The sequence below is a fragment of the Streptomyces sp. MS06 genome (assembly GCF_047200655.1).
Lineage (GTDB): Bacteria > Actinomycetota > Actinomycetes > Streptomycetales > Streptomycetaceae > Streptomyces.
In genome coordinates this window covers 1-15,791 of sequence record NZ_JBJZOJ010000053.1, presented here as the reverse complement: position 1 = coordinate 15,791, position 15,791 = coordinate 1, and the positions used below count along the sequence as shown (strand labels likewise).

The following is a 15,791-nucleotide window of genomic DNA, read 5'->3' as shown; positions in this document are numbered from 1 at the left end:
CTCGGTTCGACGGGCGCCAGCGGGCGTGACGGAGGTGGTTCTTGGGCACGAAGGGATCGAGGGCGCGGATCGCCGCGGCCGGCGACCGAGGGGGTGGCGTCATGCAACGCATCCGGGTGGAGCGGCGTGTCAGGGAACCGCGGCGGCCGGAGCCGCCCGACCTGCGCACCCCCTCCGGGCGGCCGCTGCCCTACTGACCGGGCCCGCCGCGCACCGAACGCACCGGTCCGGGTGCCGGCCGGAGCGAGGGGCGCCGGCCGGTCCGCGGCCGGCCCGGGGAGCGGCGGCCGGTCCGGAGGCCCACGCGGGCCGTCGCCGCCCGACCCGGCACCGCGGTTCGCCCGCACCCCGGTCTCGCGCCCCGGGCGGGCATGGCACCGCGCGGCCGGCGGGGCCGGTCGCGCGGGTCGCACCTGGTGCGTGGCGGGCGTTCAGCCGTGCCGCACCGGGATGGTGGTCGTGCCCTCCTTCTTCTCCGGGACCGGGACCTTGATGGTCAGGACTCCGTCGCCGTACTCCGCGGTGGCCTCTTCCCCCTTGGCTCCGGACGGGAGTCGCACGGACCGGGTGAAGGTGCCGTAGCGGAACTCGGTGCGGTGCTTGTCCTCCGTCTCCTCGGTGCGCTCCGCCCGAAGCGTCAGCACCCCGTCGGTGACGGTGATCTCCACGTCCTTCGCGGGGTCGATGCCGGGAAGCTCGGCCCGCAGGACGTAGGCCTCGTCGGTCAGCTGCTCCTCGATCCGGATGCCGTGGGTACCCGGGACGGTGTGGGCCGCAGGGAATCCTCCCTCGACCCAGCCGAAAAGATCGGGAAGCGTCGGCCAACCCGGCAGCCGCTCGATCATGCCGCTCATGTCGCCCTCCTCTTCTCTCTCACCTTCAGGGTCTCGCTGCGGGGCGGGCGCCGCCTGGGCCGACCGGTCCGGTGACGGGCCCTGTAGGCCCCTGTCAGCCGCTGATCTCCTTCCTCCACCTCGGCCCGACCCGCGCCCATTCGGCGCCCCATTCACGCAGCCGCCGGCGGTCCAGGCCTGCTCGTGCCAGCCGTCCGGCGGCAGCGGCCGCGGTCGCCGCGGTGATCGCGGCGGCGGCACCGATCAGCACGGACTGCGACTGCGCCTCCAGCGCCGAGGGCGGGTTGCGGACCAGTGCGCCGCCGGCGTCGGTCCACACCGTCACCCGGGTGCCCGCCGGGCTTCCGGGCTCGGCCTTCGCCAGCCCGGTGTGCACGGCGCCGTCCGGCGCCGTCCAGCGGACCTCCGACCACACCTTCCCCTGGGACGTTCCACCGGTCGCCAGGGCGGGGGTGCTCCCCGCGTCCTGGGTGAGCACGGCGGCGACGGGACGGGAAGCGGCCCGGCGGGCCGCCAGGTCGTCGCCGACCGCCGTGGCCGCCGCCGCGCCGGCGGCCGGGGCGCCCAGCAGGGCGGCGATCCACACCAGCAGGACGATCCAGGCCTCCACCCGGTCGCTGCGCCGCCGCAGGCTGTTGCTGCGCCAGCGCCAGCCCCGCACTCCGGTCGCCCGGGTGCGCTTGGTCCGCCTCATGGCACGTCACCTCCTGCCGCCGAGGCCGCGGCGGCCGCTCCCCCGGGCAGGTCGGGGTCCAGGGCCGGGCGGCGCCGCGGCCCGCCGAGTGCGCACTCCACGTCCACCACACCCGCCACGGACCGGGCCAGGCGGACGGCCAGCGGGACCTGCGCGGTGTCCCGCACCCGTCCGCCGAGCCGCACCACTCCGTCCCGTACCGTCACCCGCAGCGGCCGCACCGGTTCGGGGACCAGGCAGGCGGCGAGTTCGCGGTCCACCTCGCGGGCGATGTCCTCGTCGGTGCGCAGGAACACCTTCAGCAGGTCGGACCGGCTGACGATGCCCTGCAGCAAGCCGTCCGCGTCTACTACCGGCAGCCGTTTGACCTGATGGCGCGCCATGCTCCGGGCGGCCTGGGAGAGGGTGTCCTCGGCCCGGGCGGTGACGGCGGGCGCCGTCATCAGCTCCTGGGCGGTGCGCGCCCCCGCCTTGGCGAGGTCCGCCAGGCGGTGCGGCCCGGCGTCCGGGTCCGGTCCGCGCAGCGGCAGCCGCACCTTGGGCAGCAGGTCGGTCTCGGAGACGACGCCCACCACCCGGCGTGCGTCGTCCACCACCGGCAGGGCGCTCACCCGCCATCGGCGCATGGCCTTGGCTATGTCCTTGAACGCCGTCGCGGAGGCGAGCGCGACGACGGTACGGGTCATCACGTCGCCGACGCGGTACTGGTTGCCACCCATGAGGGCCTCCGACGGGTGCTTGGCCGCGGGGCGCGGCCGGGCCGGTACGGGACCGGTACGGCTCAGCCGCGGGCTCCGCTGCCGTAGGGCGCGTACAGGTCGAGCAGGCGGGTGCGGGCCGCGCGCAGCCGCCGGGACAGCGCCGAGCCGACCCACAGCGCGATCACCTGTCCCATGGCCGGATCGTCCGCGCACATGGCGCGTACGGCGGCCGCGTCGAACTCGTGGGCCCGGACGGGGCCGACGGTCCGCGCCCCGAACTGGTAGACGTGCGGGAGGAACAGCCAGGACCAGCCGAGCAGCTCACCGGGGCCGACGGTCTCGATCACGGTGGCGCGACGACCGGGCACCCGCATGTCCACCGCCACGGTGCCGGCCTGCAGGATCCAGAAGCGGTCGGCACGTCCGCCCTCCCGGAACAGCTGCGTGTTCTGGGGACACCGCACCTCGCGGGCGGCGCCCATGAGTCTGCCGCGGTACTCCACGGGCAGGGTCCGCGTCGAACGGGGCGTGAACGCGGTGGTCATGGCTGCGCCTCCTCGTGCAGGGCGGAAGCGGCGGGCGGGGGAGCCTCACCGGCGCCCGTCCTTCTCTCAGCGTCGGCCGCGGGGGCGCGCGGCGCTTGGGCCGTTCGGCCCCTGGCGGGAATCCGCCCGGGCACTCCTGGCCCGGGCTCGCCGGGGCTGCCCGACGGGTTCCGGCGGGGCCGCCCGACCGGCCCGGCCGCGGTGCACCTCGCGGACCCGGCCGAGGTGTACACCCGCGGACCCGGCCGAGACGTGCCCGAGGGTTCGGCCGGGTCCGGACGGTCAGGTCCTGCCAGGGCAGACGGTCAGGTTCGGTACGAATTCGTCAAGTAAGCGACATGAGGGTATGGCCTGGGCCCAAAAGCGCTGTGATGGCCCGACACCCGGCACGGATGGGGGCAGGACATGGCCGACATGGTGTTCCGCGGGCTGCTGGAGGCCGCACCGGACGCGATGGTCATCGTCGACGACACGGGCACCATCAGGCTCGTCAACGCGCAGACCGAGGCGATGTTCGGCTACCGCCGCGAGGATCTGCTCGGCCGACCGGTCGAGCTGCTCATCCCCGGCCGGTTCCGGTCCCAGCACACCCGGCACCGCCGCGGATACGCGGCGAACCGGCAGGTCCGGCCGATGGGAGCCGGACTGGAACTGCACGGGCTGCGCAAGGACGGCACCGAGTTCCCCGTCGAGATCAGCCTGAGCCCGCTGGAGACGGCGGACGGGCTGCTGGTGTCCGCGGCGGTGCGCGACGTCAGCGACCGGAAGGCCGCCGAGGCCCGGATCAACGAGCTGGCCGCGATCGTGGAGTCCTCGCAGGACGCCATCCTCGCCAAGACCCTCGACGGGTACATCACCTACTGGAACGCGGCCGCGCAGCGGCTGTACGGTTACACGGCCGAGGAGGCCATCGGCCGGCACGTCGCCCTGCTCGCCCCGGTGGAGCTGCAGGACGAGGTCGGCGGGCTGCTCGAGCGGCTGCGGCACGGCGAGAAGGTGGAGCACTACGAGACGCTGCGGGCCACCAAGTCGGGGAGACTGCTCGACGTCGACGTGACGCTGTGGCCGACCCGGGACAGCGCCGGCACGGTGGTCGGGGCCTGCGCCATCGTGCGAGACATCAGCGACCGCAAACGCGCGGAGGCCGAGCTGACGGCGTTGTACGAGCAGCAGCGGCACATCGCGCTCACCCTGCAGCGCAGCCTGATGGGTACACCGCCCGCCCTGCCCGGGCTGGCCACCGCCAGCCGCTACCGGCCCGCCACGCAGGGCGCCGGTGTGGGCGGCGACTGGTTCGACCTGGTGCCGCTGGGCGCCGACCGGGTCGGGGTGCTGATCGGGGACGTGATGGGGCGCGGTCTGGAAGCGGCTGCGGTCATGGGCCAACTCCGGTCGGCGGCCCACGCGCTGGCGAAGACCGGTATGGAGCCGAGCCGGCTCCTGCAGGCCCTGGACACCTGCGTCGCCGACCTGGACGTCCCCGACCAGTTGGTGACCTGCTGCTATCTCGTGATCGCGCCGGAGACCGGCACGGTGACCGTGTGCTCGGCCGGGCACCTGCCGATCCTGGTCGCCGGGGCGGACCCGGGGGTGCGCCGGCTGCCGTGCCCGGTGAACGCGCCGCTCGGAGTGGGTGACGTCCTCTACGAGCAGTCCTGCGCGGAGATACCGCCGGGCGCGACCCTCGTGCTCTACACCGACGGGCTCGTCGAGACGCCCGGCAGCGACATCGAGGGCCGGATCGGCGAACTCGGGCTGGCCCTGGAGGAGTTCTTCACCGCGGCACCGTCGCTGGAGACCGCCGCGGACCAGGTGCTGGCGCGCATGCTGCCGGACGCGGAAGGCCACAACGACGATGTGACCCTCCTGCTGGCGCAACTGCCGCCCGCCCCGCTGGCGGCCCGGACCGTGCAGCTGCCCGCCGTTCCGGAGTCGGTGCCGGAGGGCCGCGCGTTCCTGCGCAAGACGCTCACCGCGTGGAACTGCGCGGCGGACGCCGACGACGCCCTGCTGCTGCTGTCGGAGACCCTCACCAACGCCGTCCAGCACGGGGAGGGCCCGATCGGGCTCCAGCTCCGCCGCACCGCCACGGGCCTCACCGTCGAGGTCACCGACCGCAGTCCGCGGCTGCCGCGGCCGCGGCTGGCCCGCGCGGACGAGGAGTCCGGGCGCGGCCTGCTGCTGGTGCGTTCGATGGCCGGAAGCTGGGGTGTGCGCGCGACCGACGAGGGCAAGACCACCTGGTTCACCCTAGGGCTGTGAGCCGCCCCCACCGGCACGTGCCCCGGCAGCGCCGCCGGTGCCGTCGCCGGTGCGGCGTGACGGGCACGCCCGGACGGGGGACACCGGCGCGGCGGCCCGGCCGCCCGCGGGTGGAGGGGCGATCCTTCACCTGTGCGGACCCCGCCGCCCGACGGACCCCGCCGCCCGACGGACCCCGCCGCCCGACGGACCCCGCCGCCCGACGGACCCCGCCGCCCGGCGGACGTCGGCGCCCGGCGGACGTCGGCGCCCGGCGGACGTCGGCGCCCGCCGCCGGCACCGCGGCCGGCGGCGGCCCTCGGCCCCGTGACCGCGGGCACCGCACCGGCCGTGCGTACCCCGTCGGCGGACGGCCCGGCCCCGCTCGGATGCCCCGCATCCGCCGGGGCACCCGAGCGGGAAGCAACCTTCCGCGGAGCACGCGGACGGAAGTACGCAGAGGGGAGCAGTCGTGCCGGAGACGGACGTGGTCGTGGTGGGCGCCGGAGCCGCGGGGCTGTCCCTCGCGCATCGGCTGGCCGGGCGCGTTCCCGGCGCGCGTACGCCGTCCGTGGTCCTGGTGGACGCGCCACCGGGCCCCCTGCGGCCGCCGCCGCGGACCTGGTGCTTCTGGGAGGAGGGACGCGGCCGGTTCGATGCCGCGGTGCGCGCCGACTGGGGGCGGGTGCGGGTGCGGCCGCCCGCGGGCGGCCCGCTCGGCGGGGACATCGCGCCGATGCGGTACAAGATGATCCGCTCGGACGACTTCGCGTTCCTCGTCTCCCAGCACCTGGCGGACAGCCCGAACGTGCGGCGTCTGGAAGCGACCGTCGAGACCGTGGAGGACGTCGAGGACGGTGCCCGGGTGCACGTGAAGGACACCGACGGCGGTACGCGGACCCTCCACGCGCGCTGGGTCTTCGACTCCCGCCCGCCGGGCAGTCTGCCGGCCGCCCGCACGACTCTGCTCCAGCACTTCCACGGCTGGTTCGTCCGCACCGCCAGGCCCGCGTTCGACCCGGGCACCGTGGACCTGATGGACTTCCGCACTGCGCAGCCCGGCCGCGGCCTGTCCTTCGGATACGTTCTGCCTCTCGGGTCGCACACCGCGCTGGTCGAGTACACGGAGTTCTCACCGCGGACGCTCACGGAGTCCGGATACGAGTCCGCCGTGCGGCAGTACGCCGACGAGGTGCTGCAACTCGGTGAACTGCGGGTCCTCTCGACGGAGACCGGGGTCATCCCCATGACCGACGGGGCGGTGCCGAGGCGCGTGGGGGCCTCCGTCTTCCGGATCGGCGCCGCGGGCGGCGCCACCCGACCCGCCACCGGCTACACCTTCGCCGGCCTGCAGCGTCAGACCCGCGCGGTCGCCGCCGCCCTCCGCCGGGGTCGGCGGCCGGTGCCCCCGGACCCGCACTCCGCACGTTCGCGTGCCATGGACGCGGTGTTGCTGCGCGCCCTGGACGGCGGCCGGGTGGACGGGCCCGCCCTGTTCTGCCGACTGTTCGGGCAGGTTCCGCCGGGTCGGCTGCTGCGCTTCCTCGACGGGCGTACCCGCCTGCACGAGGACCTCTCGATCGGCCTGCACACCCCCGTCGGGCCGATGCTGCGGTCCGCACTGGACCTGTTCCGGCTCCCGCGCCGCCCCTTCGACTGACCGCCGTCCGTCCGGCACCGCCGACGGCTGCACTCACCGCCCTCACCGCCCCGACCCGCCTGTCGCACGCTCCGGGAGACCGTATGACCCTGCCGCACGACGAGATTCGCACCGATCAACGGACGTCCACCGCCGCGGCGGGTGCCCGGTGAGCGGCCGCTACCGCCGTCCGAGCGGCGCCCGGCGGGGCCGGGACCGGCGGGCCCGCCTGTTGCCGGCCCGGCCCGGACGCCCTCGCGTGGAGGGGGCCGCGCCGTCCGTCGCGGTGGTCGGCGCCGGCATCGCCGGACTGGCCGCGGCAACGGCACTGGCCGAGCGCGGCGTGGACGTGACCCTGTACGAGCGGCGCCCCTACCTGGGCGGGCGCGTCGGCGGCTGGCCCACCCGCCTGCGCGACGGCACCACGGTCACCATGAGCCGCGGCTTCCACGCGTTCTTCCGGCAGTACTACAACCTCCGCGGTCTGTTGCGCCGGACGGACCCGGAGCTGGCCCGGCTGACCGGCCTGCCGGACTACCCGCTGCTGCACGGCAGCGGACTGAGCGACAGCTTCCGGCACGTCCCGCGGACCCCTCCGTGGAGCGCCGCCGGGTTCGTCGCGCTCAGCAGCACCTTCCGGCTGCGGGACCTGCGGGCCATGGATCCGGTCGCCGCGCTGCCGCTGCTCGACGTGCGCGTGCCCGAGGTCTACGACCGGCTCGACGCCACCAGCGCGCACGGCTTCCTGGAGGCCGTCCGCTTCCCGGAGCGCGCCCGGCACCTGGCATTCGAGGTGTTCTCCCGGAGCTTCTTCGCCGATCCGCGGGAGCTGTCGGCGGCGGAGATGGCGCTGATGTTCCACATCTACTTCCTCGGCTCCGCCGAGGGGCTGCTGTTCGACGTGCCCCGCTCGCCCTTCCCCGACGCACTGTGGGACCCGCTGGCCGGCTACCTGACCGGCCACGGTGCCCGGCTGCGCACCGGCACGGCGGTCGAGCAGGTCACTCCCGGGCCGGCCGGCGGCCACGCCGTCGCCACCGGCGGGGACGAGCGGATCCACGACGGCGTCGTCCTCGCCCTGGACGCCGCTGGGCTGCGGAACCTCGTCGCGGACAGCTCGCTGCTGGGCGACGCCCCGTGGCGGGAGCGGATCGCCCGACTGCGCACGGCTCCCCCGTTCCTGGTCAGCCGCCTGTGGCTGGACCGGCCGGTCGCCCCGGACCGGCCGGGGTTCCTGGGCACCAGCGGGTTCGGCGGCCTGGACAACATCAGTGTGCTGGAGCGCTGGGAGGACGAGGCCGCCCGGTGGAGGGGGCGCACCGGAGGGTCCGTGGTGGAGCTGCACGCCTACGCGGTGCCGCCGGGGGCGTCCCGCGAGGTCGAGCAGAAGCGCCTGCTGGAGCAGTTGCACCGCGTCTATCCGGAGACCCGGACGGCCGAGGTCGTCGACGCCCGTCACGAGTGGCACGACGACTGCCCGCTGTTCCCGGTGGGCGGCTACACGGACCGGCCCACCGTGCGGACGCCGGATCCGGGCCTGGTGGTGGCCGGCGACATCGTGCGCACCGACCTTCCCGTGGCGCTCATGGAGCGGGCGGCGACGACCGGGTTCCTCGCCGCGAACGCGCTGCTGGAGCGGTGGGGGGTGCGGGGGCAGACGCTGTGGACGGTGCCCGCCCGCGGCCGCAGTGCGGCGCTGCGGGGACTGGCCGGGTGGGCGGGCCGGTGAGCACGGGCCGGGCGCCCGTCACCGGACGGCTCCGGACCCGGCCGCGTCCGGACTGCCCCGGACCCGGCCGCGAGGGAGCACCATGGACCCAGTGCCCGTGAGCCGCCGCCGCGCGACCGAGGAGGATGCGGCCCCATGACTCTGCTGCCGGACCTCGCCCCCCTGCGCGACCGGGTGGGCGAGGCGATCTTCTCCCGGGTGGCCGGGCCCGACGGCGCCAGGAACCGGGCCCGCATCCACGGTGCGCCCGGGCCGCGCTGGTTCGGCCCCGACCGGCCGGTGCGCCGGGTGCACGGGGACGCCTCGATGTTCATCGGCGGCCTGTCCGCGCTGCTGCTGCAGTCCCTGCACCCGCTGGCCATGGCGGCGGTGGCCGCCCACTCGGGCTTCCGCGGCGACCCGTGGGGGCGGCTCCAGCGCACCAGTACCTTCCTCGCCGTCACCACCTACGGGCCCGCCGACGCCGCCCAGGAGGCCTGCGACCGGGTCCGCGCGGTCCACCGGCGGGTACGCGGCACCACGTCCGACGGGCACGCCTACGCGGCCTCCGACCCGCACCTGCTGACCTGGGTGCACATCGCGGAGGTGGACAGCTTCCTGCGCGCCCACCAGCGCTACGGCGCCCGGCCGCTGGACGAGGCCGGCTGCGACGGCTACGTCGCCGACACGGCGCGCATCGCGCGTGCGCTCGGGGTGCCCGACCCGCCGACCGACCTCACCGGTCTCGGCGAGCGGCTGGCGTCCTACCGCGGCGAACTGCGGGCGACACCGGAGGCGCTCGGGGCGGCGCGCTACCTGCTGCTGCGCCCGCCGGTGCCGTTGGTGGCCCGCCTGCCCTACGGCGCCGTGGCCGCCAACGCCGTCGCTCTCCTGCCGCCGTGGGCCGCGCGGGCGCTGTGGCTGCCCCGGCTCCCGCTCGCCGAGGACCTGTGCGTCCGCCCCCTCGGCAGCGCCGTGACGGCGGGGATCAGGTGGGCCATGGCGCCGGGCCGGGAAGCGGCCGGCGCGGACACCGCCTGACCGCGCTCGCAGCACCCGCGGCACGGGCGGGCGGCGGGGGCGCGGCGGGCACGCGCCGCAGCGCCCCCGCCCGCCCGGCACCCAAATCGCGCGTTCCCTCCGATCGCACCCGGGCCGGTGCGCCTCGGCGTCCGCCCGGAGGCCGCCGTTCGGCCGCACGGGTGATTTCCGCATCCGTCGCGCCGCCGGGCCGGGAACCGGGGGTGGCGGTCCTCCGGGCCGGTACCCCCGAGCCGGGACCGGAGGCCACGTAGCGCGAGGTGCCGGACCACCGGCCTCGCGCCGTTTCGCGGCGACGCCTTCCGCCGGCCGGGCCCACCAGTTCCGGCCCGGGACCATCGGCCCCTTACCCGCCCCGCGTGCCGGGCCTTTCCTGGAGGGGCGGGTGAGGCTCTCCCCGCAGGCACGTCCGCCCGCCGGCACGTCCGCCGGCACGTCGAGGAGGCGAGCGGCGATGACCGCAGCGAAGCAGGACAGCGACCGGACGGCCGGGAGCTTCGCCCCCGACGTGGCGGGCCACGCCATGCGCGCCCGGGTCGGCGACGAGATCGTGGTGCGCGGCACCACCTCCGGCGTCGTCACCCGGGACGGTGAGATCGTCGGCCTCCACCACCCGGACGGCAGCCCGCCGTACGACGTGCGCTGGGCGGACGACGGGCGGGTCACGCTGTACTTCCCGGGCTCCGACGCCTACGTACGGCATCCGGCGCCCGCGGCAGGGCCCGGCACCGGGGCCTGAACCGCCACCGCTCCCGTGTCCCCCGTCCCCGGAGTGGGGCGATCCTTCGGGGGTCGCGGCGGCCGCCCCTGCGGGGGTCGCGGCGGCCGCCCGGGCCGCGCCGGGCGTGGGCCACCCGCCGGGCGAGGGCTGCGGCGGCGCCGGGACGGGGGCACAGTGGTCATATGGCTGATGGTCCTCCGGTGGTGGTACTGCCCCCCGCGCCGGACGGCGGGCGGCAGGTGACGGTCCGCGGCGAGCGAGTCGGCACCGCGTTCACCCTGTTCGACGTGCTCGACTTCGTGCACCGTGCCGGGCTGCCGGTCGAGAGCACCGCGGTGGACGATCCGGAGCTGATCGAGTGGCGCGGCGGCGGCCCGTACGACTGGAACGGGTCGTCCTGAGCGGCGGCCGGGTCAGCCGACGAACTCCGCCACGGCCGCCTTGAGGTCGGCGAGGCCCTGCTTGGCGTCGGTGAAGAACATGCCGGTCTTCGCGTCGGTGTACAGCTCGTTGTCGATGCCCGCGTAGCCGTGTCCCATGGAGCGTTTGATGACGACGACGCTCCGGGCCCGGTCGACGTCGAGGATCGGCATGCCGGAGATGGCGTTCCCGGGGCGGCGGGCGATCGGGTTGGTCACGTCGTTGGCGCCGACCACCAGAGCCACGTCCGCCTGGGCGAACACCGCGTTGGCCTCGTCCATCTCGGCCAGCTGCGTGTAGGGCACGTTGGCCTCGGCCAGCAGCACGTTCATATGGCCCGGCATCCGCCCGGCGACCGGATGGACCGCGTAGCTGACGTCGACGCCGTGTGCGGTGAGCAGCTCGGCCAGGTCCGCGAGTTCGTGCTGGGCCTGCGCGGCGGCCAGACCGTACCCCGGGACGAAGATCACTTTGCGGGCGTAGGCCAGTTGCACGGCGACGTCGTCCGCGGACACCGAGCGCACCGCGGCCCCCGGCCCGCCCGCTCCGGCCGCGGACGGTGCGCCGTCACCGGTGCCGAAGCCGCCGACGAGGACGGCCGCGACGGAGCGGTTCATGGCCTCGGCCATCAGTTTGGTGAGGATGCCGCCGGAGGAGCTGACGAGCATGCCGGCGATGATCAGGGCGGTCTCGTCGAGCACGAAGCCCGCCATCGCAACGGCGGACCCGGTGAAGGCGTTCAGCAGGGCGATCACGACGGGCATGTCGGCGCCGCCGATCGGCAGCACCATGGTCACCCCGAACAGCAGCGCCACGGCGAGCAACCCGCACAGGGCCGCGCGGGAGCCGGGCTCCAGGACCAGCCACACCGTGCCGGCGGCGAACGACACGGGAAGCAGCACGTTCAGCAGCCGCGCCCCGGGGAACGCCACCGGCGCGCCGGGGACCAGGCCCTGGAGCTTGCCCGCCGCGACGAGCGAGCCGGAGAAGGTGACCGCGCCGATGACGATGTCCAGCGCGCCGGGCAGGGAGACCCGGGCGCCCAGGGCGGCGGGGTCGTCGGTCTGGAGCAGGTCGTTGACGGCGATCAGCGCGGCCGCGCCGCCGCCGACGGCGTTGAACACGCTCACGAGCTGCGGCATGGCCGTCATGCGCACCTCGCGCGCGGCCCACAGGCCGAGCGCGGCGCCCACCAGGCCGCCCGCGATCAGGACCGCCCAGCCGGTGGCGGTGATCCGGCCCTGGTGGATCACCAGCCACACGGTGGCGGCGATGGCCGCGGCCATCGCGGCGGCGGAGACGGTGTTGCCGCGGCGGGCGGTGCGCGGGTGGTTCATCAGGTGCAGACCGAGCACGAAGCAGGCGGCGGCGCCGAGGAAGACGTAGTGGACGGCGTTGGAGACGGTGTCCATGCGCCTCACTCCCCCGCCGGCCGGTCCGGGGCGCCCGCTCCGGGCCCGGGGGGCGGGCCCGGCGGCGCCGGCGTTCCGGCTCCGGCGGCCGGCTCCGGCGCGGTGGGCTCCGAGCGGCCGGGCGGCTCGGGCCGGGCGGACTTCGGTTTGAACATCTCCAGCATGCGGTCCGTGACGGCGTACCCGCCGACCACGTTCATGGCGCCGAAGACCATGGCGAGGAACGCCAGGGTGTAGCCGAGCCAGGTGTGCGACTCGGCCGCGATGAGCATGGCTCCGACGACCACGATGCCGTGCACCGAGTTCGAGCCCGACATCAGCGGGGTGTGCAGCGTCGCGGGCACCTTGCTGATCACCTCGACGCCGACCAGCACACTCAGCACGAAGACCGTGATCGCGGTGAGCAGGTCGAGATTGTTCATGATCCGCCTCCCAGCAGTGCGGCCGTGATCTCGTCGGCCGGGTCGAGGACGAGCGCCCCGTCGCGTACCAGGTGGCGCAGCAGGGCGACCAGGTTGCGGGCGTAGGCCGTGGACGCGGCGGTCGCCATCGCGGACGGCAGCCGCCCGGCGCCGATGACGGTGACGCCGTTGTCCAGCACGTTGGTCTTGTCCGGCTCGGATCCCTCGACGTTGCCGCCGAGGTCGCCGGCAGCGAGGTCGACGACGACCGAGCCCGGCCGCATCCGGGCCACCGTCTGCGCGGTCACCAGCAGCGGGGGCCGGCGGCCGGGCACCTGCGCGGTGCAGATCACGATGTCGGTGCGGGCCAGGTGCGTCTGCAGTTCCTCCCGCTGCGCGTGCTGCTCCTCCCGGGTGAGTTCACGGGCGTACCCGCCCTCGCCGGAGCCGGCTCCCTGCCGGATGTCGAGGAACCTGGCGCCCAGCGACTCCACCTCGCCGCGGGACTCCGGCCGTACGTCGTAGCCCGTGACCACGGCGCCGAGCCGGCGTGCGGTGGCGATCGCCTGGAGGCCGGCCACTCCGGCGCCCAGGACGAGCACCTGGGCCGGGCGCATGGTGCCCGCGGCGGTGGTCAGCATCGGGAGGAAGCGGTCGTAGCGGTCCGCGGCCAGTACGGCCGCCTTGTACCCGGCGATGTTGGCCTGCGAGGTGAGCGCGTCCATGGCCTGGGCCCGGCTGAGGGTGCGCGGCAGCAGGTCGAGGCTGACGGGGTGCACCCCGCGTGCGGCCAGTCCCCGGACGAACTCGGGGTGGCGCCGGGGCTCGAGCAGGCCGGCGAGTACCTGTCCGGGGCGCAGCGCTTCGGCGTCACCGGGATCGGGCGGGCCCACGCACAGCACGGCGTCCGCCCGCCGGTACAGTTCGGCGGCGGGCACCACGTGCGCGCCCGACTCGGTGTAGTCGGCGTCGGCGAACCAGGCGCCCGCGCCCGCTCCGGTCTCGACGAGCACCTCGACGCCGGCCCGGCGCAGCAGGGTGACGGCCTCGGGGACGAGGGCCACCCTGCGTTCTCCCGGTGCTCGCTCCCGTACTGCTCCGACGGTGACGGTTCCCATGACCACCAGCCTTCCCTGCGGCCCGGGGATCGCCCGGGCCTCGGCTGTACACGGTTTCGAAGATCGGCGCGTTGCTGGGAGCATTCTCCGCGTGCCGGGCGCACTTGACCAGACGTCAACCGCGGTTCGGGAGCCGGTGCCCCCGATCGGAGGACCGGCGGGACGATCGGCGGGAGGACCGGCCGCCGGGGGTCCGGGGGGCGGGGCGCCCGATCACTCCACTACCGCGGCGGCAGCGGCACCCGCCACAGCAGTTCGGTGCCGCCGCCTTCGGGGGTCTTCCAGTCCAGGCCGCCGCCCACCTGCTCGGCCCGCTCCCTCAGGTTGCGCAGGCCGCTGCGGCGGCCCTCTGGCGGGATGCCCACCCCGTTGTCGGTGATGGACAGCCGTACCTCGCGGCCGTCGGTTCGCAGGACGACGTCGACCCGGTCGGCGTGGGCGTGGCGGGCCACGTTGGTCAGGCCCTCGGAGAGCACGGCCACCACGTGGTCGGCGATGTCCCGGGGCACGTCGGTGTCGACCAGTCCCTCCATGCGCACGCTGGGTGCGAACCCCAGCACGGGGCCCGCCTCGCCGATCGCCCGCACCACCCGGGTCCGCAGACCCGCTCCGTCGGAGTCGCCCTCCCGGGCGCGCAGGCCGAAGATGGTCGAACGGATGATCTTGATGGTCTCGTCGAGGTCGTCCACGGCGCGGACCACCCGGTCGGCGGCCTCCGGATGGTCGATGAAGCGGCCCGCGCTCTGCAGCGTCATACCGGTCGCGAACAGCCGCTGGATGGCCAGGTCGTGCAGGTCGCGGGCGATGCGGTCGCGGTCCTGGAGCACGGCGATCTGCTCGCCGTCGCGGCGCCGCTCGGCCAGTTCCATCGCGATCGCCGCCTGTGCGGCGAAGTGCTGCAGCTGTCCGATCTCCTTCCCGGAGAACACCGGCCGCCCGGTCCGGCGGGCCAGCAGGAGGACGCCGCGCCGCCCCTCCTCGCCCGTGCCGATGGAGACGGCGACCGCCGGACCCAGTCCGGCGAAGCGCGGCGGCCCGGCCGACACCCTCGGGTCGTTCTGGACGTCCGCGCTGGTGACCGGCGCCGCGATGGAGAAGGCCTCCCCCGTCAGGGTGCCGTGCACCGGCAGCACCAGCCCGCGGTGGGCGTCGGCCTCCACGCCGATGGCCAGCTCCACGTTCAGCGCCTCGGTGTCCTGCATGGGCACGGCGACCGCGGCCAGGTCGGCCTCGGTGATCTCGCGGGCCCGCTCGGCGATCACCCCGAGGATCTCGGTCTGGTCCGTTCCGGACATCAGGCTGTGGGTGATGTCGGCGTTCGCCCGCAGCCAGCGCTCACGCAGGCGGGACTCCTCGTACAGGCGGGCGTTGTCGATCGCGACGCCCGCCGCCACGGCCAGCGTCGACAGGACCGACTCGTCCTCCTCGTCGAACTGGACGCCGCCGCGCTTCTCCGTCAGGTAGAGGTTGCCGAAGACCTGGTCGCGCACCCGGATCGGCACTCCGAGGAAGGTGTGCATCGGCGGATGGTGGGCCGGGAAGCCGTAGGAGGAGGCGTGCTGGGAGATCTTGCCGAGCCGCAGCGGCTCGGGGTGGCGGATCAGTTCCCCGAGGATGCCGTGCCCCTCCGGGTAGTGGCCGATCTCCGCGATCTGCTCGTCGTCGACGCCGACGGTGTAGAACGCCGACAGAGACTCTCCGTCGGGGCTGATCACGCCCAGCGCGCCGTACTCGGCGTCCACGAGGGCCGTGGCGGCCTCCACGATGCTGTGCAGCGCCTGCTCGAGATCGAGTTCCCGGCCGACGGAGAGCACCGCTTCCAGCAGGCTGTGCACCCGGTCGCGGGTTCCGCGGGCCGCGTCCAGCCGCGCCTGGAGCTCCTCCAGCAACTCGTCCAGGCGCAGCTGCGGAAGCCTGAGCCGGGCCTCTTCCATGCCGTCGGAGCCTGCCACCGCTGATCCTCCCGAGCTCTCGCCGCACCGGCAGCCGCCGTGCCGGCCGCGTACCGGCTACCTGCCACGGTAGTCGTCTCATGCGCACGGTGGCACCAGCCCTCTGCGGTTGGCACCGTCGAATGGCCGAATCATACGGGCGACGGGCGGGTGGGCGGGAGGCCGGGATGGGCTGTTCAGTGCGCTCGGGCCCCGGGCAGCCGGGTGAGAGCGGCCGGGTGAGGCCGATGCGTCGTCCCGTACGGCCGTCCGGGGGAGGTGCCGCGGCAGGCCGGGCGGCGCAGGTCCGGCCGCGTGCACGGGGACGCGCGGCCGGACCTGGGGGGGGGGGGGGGGGGGGCCTC

The 15,791-nt window shown here is 75.3% G+C and carries 13 protein-coding genes and 1 pseudogene; 6 read left to right on the top strand and 8 right to left on the bottom strand.

Annotated elements, in window-relative coordinates; translation table 11 throughout:
• Positions 1-431: 431 nt before the first annotated feature.
• From ACL02U_RS24805 to ACL02U_RS24790, 4 genes are all read right to left on the bottom strand, one after another.
• Complete coding sequence (locus ACL02U_RS24805) at positions 432-854, bottom strand: Hsp20/alpha crystallin family protein (RefSeq protein WP_412793135.1); 423 nt, start codon at positions 852-854, stop codon at positions 432-434.
• 94 nt (positions 855-948) lie between these two features.
• The gene (locus ACL02U_RS24800) at positions 949-1,548 is read right to left on the bottom strand and encodes a hypothetical protein (RefSeq protein WP_412793134.1); all 600 of its coding nucleotides are present in this window, start codon (positions 1,546-1,548) and stop codon (positions 949-951) included.
• Positions 1,545-2,267 (bottom strand): CBS domain-containing protein, encoded by a 723-nt coding sequence (locus tag ACL02U_RS24795; RefSeq protein ID WP_412793133.1) that lies wholly within the window; start codon positions 2,265-2,267, stop codon positions 1,545-1,547. Before ACL02U_RS24795 ends, ACL02U_RS24800 begins: the two co-directional genes overlap by 4 nt.
• Positions 2,268-2,329: 62 nt before the next feature.
• Complete coding sequence (locus ACL02U_RS24790) at positions 2,330-2,794, bottom strand: cyclic nucleotide-binding domain-containing protein (protein WP_412793132.1); 465 nt, start codon at positions 2,792-2,794, stop codon at positions 2,330-2,332.
• Between the two features lie 405 nt (positions 2,795-3,199).
• Between ACL02U_RS24790 and ACL02U_RS24785 the strand changes: the two genes are divergently transcribed.
• The 6 genes from ACL02U_RS24785 to ACL02U_RS24760 all read left to right on the top strand — a co-directional run bounded on the left by ACL02U_RS24785 (position 3,200) and on the right by ACL02U_RS24760 (position 10,545).
• Positions 3,200-5,056, top strand: coding sequence for a PAS domain S-box protein (locus ACL02U_RS24785; RefSeq protein WP_412793131.1), 1,857 nt, complete (start codon positions 3,200-3,202; stop codon positions 5,054-5,056).
• 451 nt (positions 5,057-5,507) lie between these two features.
• Complete coding sequence (locus ACL02U_RS24780; protein WP_412793130.1) at positions 5,508-6,695, top strand: lycopene cyclase family protein; 1,188 nt, start codon at positions 5,508-5,510, stop codon at positions 6,693-6,695.
• Between the two features lie 208 nt (positions 6,696-6,903).
• The gene (locus ACL02U_RS24775) at positions 6,904-8,403 is read left to right on the top strand and encodes an FAD-dependent oxidoreductase (protein WP_412793169.1); all 1,500 of its coding nucleotides are present in this window, start codon (positions 6,904-6,906) and stop codon (positions 8,401-8,403) included.
• Between the two features lie 135 nt (positions 8,404-8,538).
• Positions 8,539-9,423 carry an oxygenase MpaB family protein gene (locus ACL02U_RS24770; RefSeq protein ID WP_412793129.1) on the top strand — a complete coding sequence of 295 codons (885 nt, stop codon included), beginning with the start codon at positions 8,539-8,541 and terminating at the stop codon, positions 9,421-9,423.
• 454 nt (positions 9,424-9,877) lie between these two features.
• Positions 9,878-10,162: a DUF1918 domain-containing protein gene (locus tag ACL02U_RS24765; RefSeq protein ID WP_412793128.1), complete on the top strand. Its 285-nt coding sequence runs from the start codon at positions 9,878-9,880 to the stop codon at positions 10,160-10,162.
• Between the two features lie 164 nt (positions 10,163-10,326).
• A complete protein-coding gene (locus ACL02U_RS24760) occupies positions 10,327-10,545 on the top strand; it encodes a hypothetical protein (RefSeq protein WP_412793127.1) in 219 nt (72 codons plus the stop codon).
• A gap of 12 nt (positions 10,546-10,557) precedes the next feature.
• On the opposite strand, the gene ACL02U_RS24755 is transcribed toward ACL02U_RS24760, so the two are convergent.
• The 4 genes and pseudogenes from ACL02U_RS24755 to ACL02U_RS24740 all read right to left on the bottom strand — a co-directional run bounded on the left by ACL02U_RS24755 (position 10,558) and on the right by ACL02U_RS24740 (position 15,429).
• Positions 10,558-11,976, bottom strand: coding sequence for an NAD(P)(+) transhydrogenase (Re/Si-specific) subunit beta (locus ACL02U_RS24755; RefSeq protein ID WP_412793126.1), 1,419 nt, complete (start codon positions 11,974-11,976; stop codon positions 10,558-10,560).
• 116 nt (positions 11,977-12,092) lie between these two features.
• Positions 12,093-12,398, bottom strand: a pseudogene (locus ACL02U_RS24750) (NAD(P) transhydrogenase subunit alpha); the annotation flags it as partial.
• A complete protein-coding gene (locus ACL02U_RS24745; RefSeq protein WP_412793125.1) occupies positions 12,395-13,495 on the bottom strand; it encodes an NAD(P) transhydrogenase subunit alpha in 1,101 nt (366 codons plus the stop codon). The pseudogene ACL02U_RS24750 and the gene ACL02U_RS24745, both read right to left, overlap by 4 nt.
• A gap of 221 nt (positions 13,496-13,716) precedes the next feature.
• Positions 13,717-15,429: a GAF domain-containing protein gene (locus ACL02U_RS24740; protein ID WP_412793168.1), complete on the bottom strand. Its 1,713-nt coding sequence runs from the start codon at positions 15,427-15,429 to the stop codon at positions 13,717-13,719.
• Positions 15,430-15,791 lie beyond the last annotated feature (362 nt).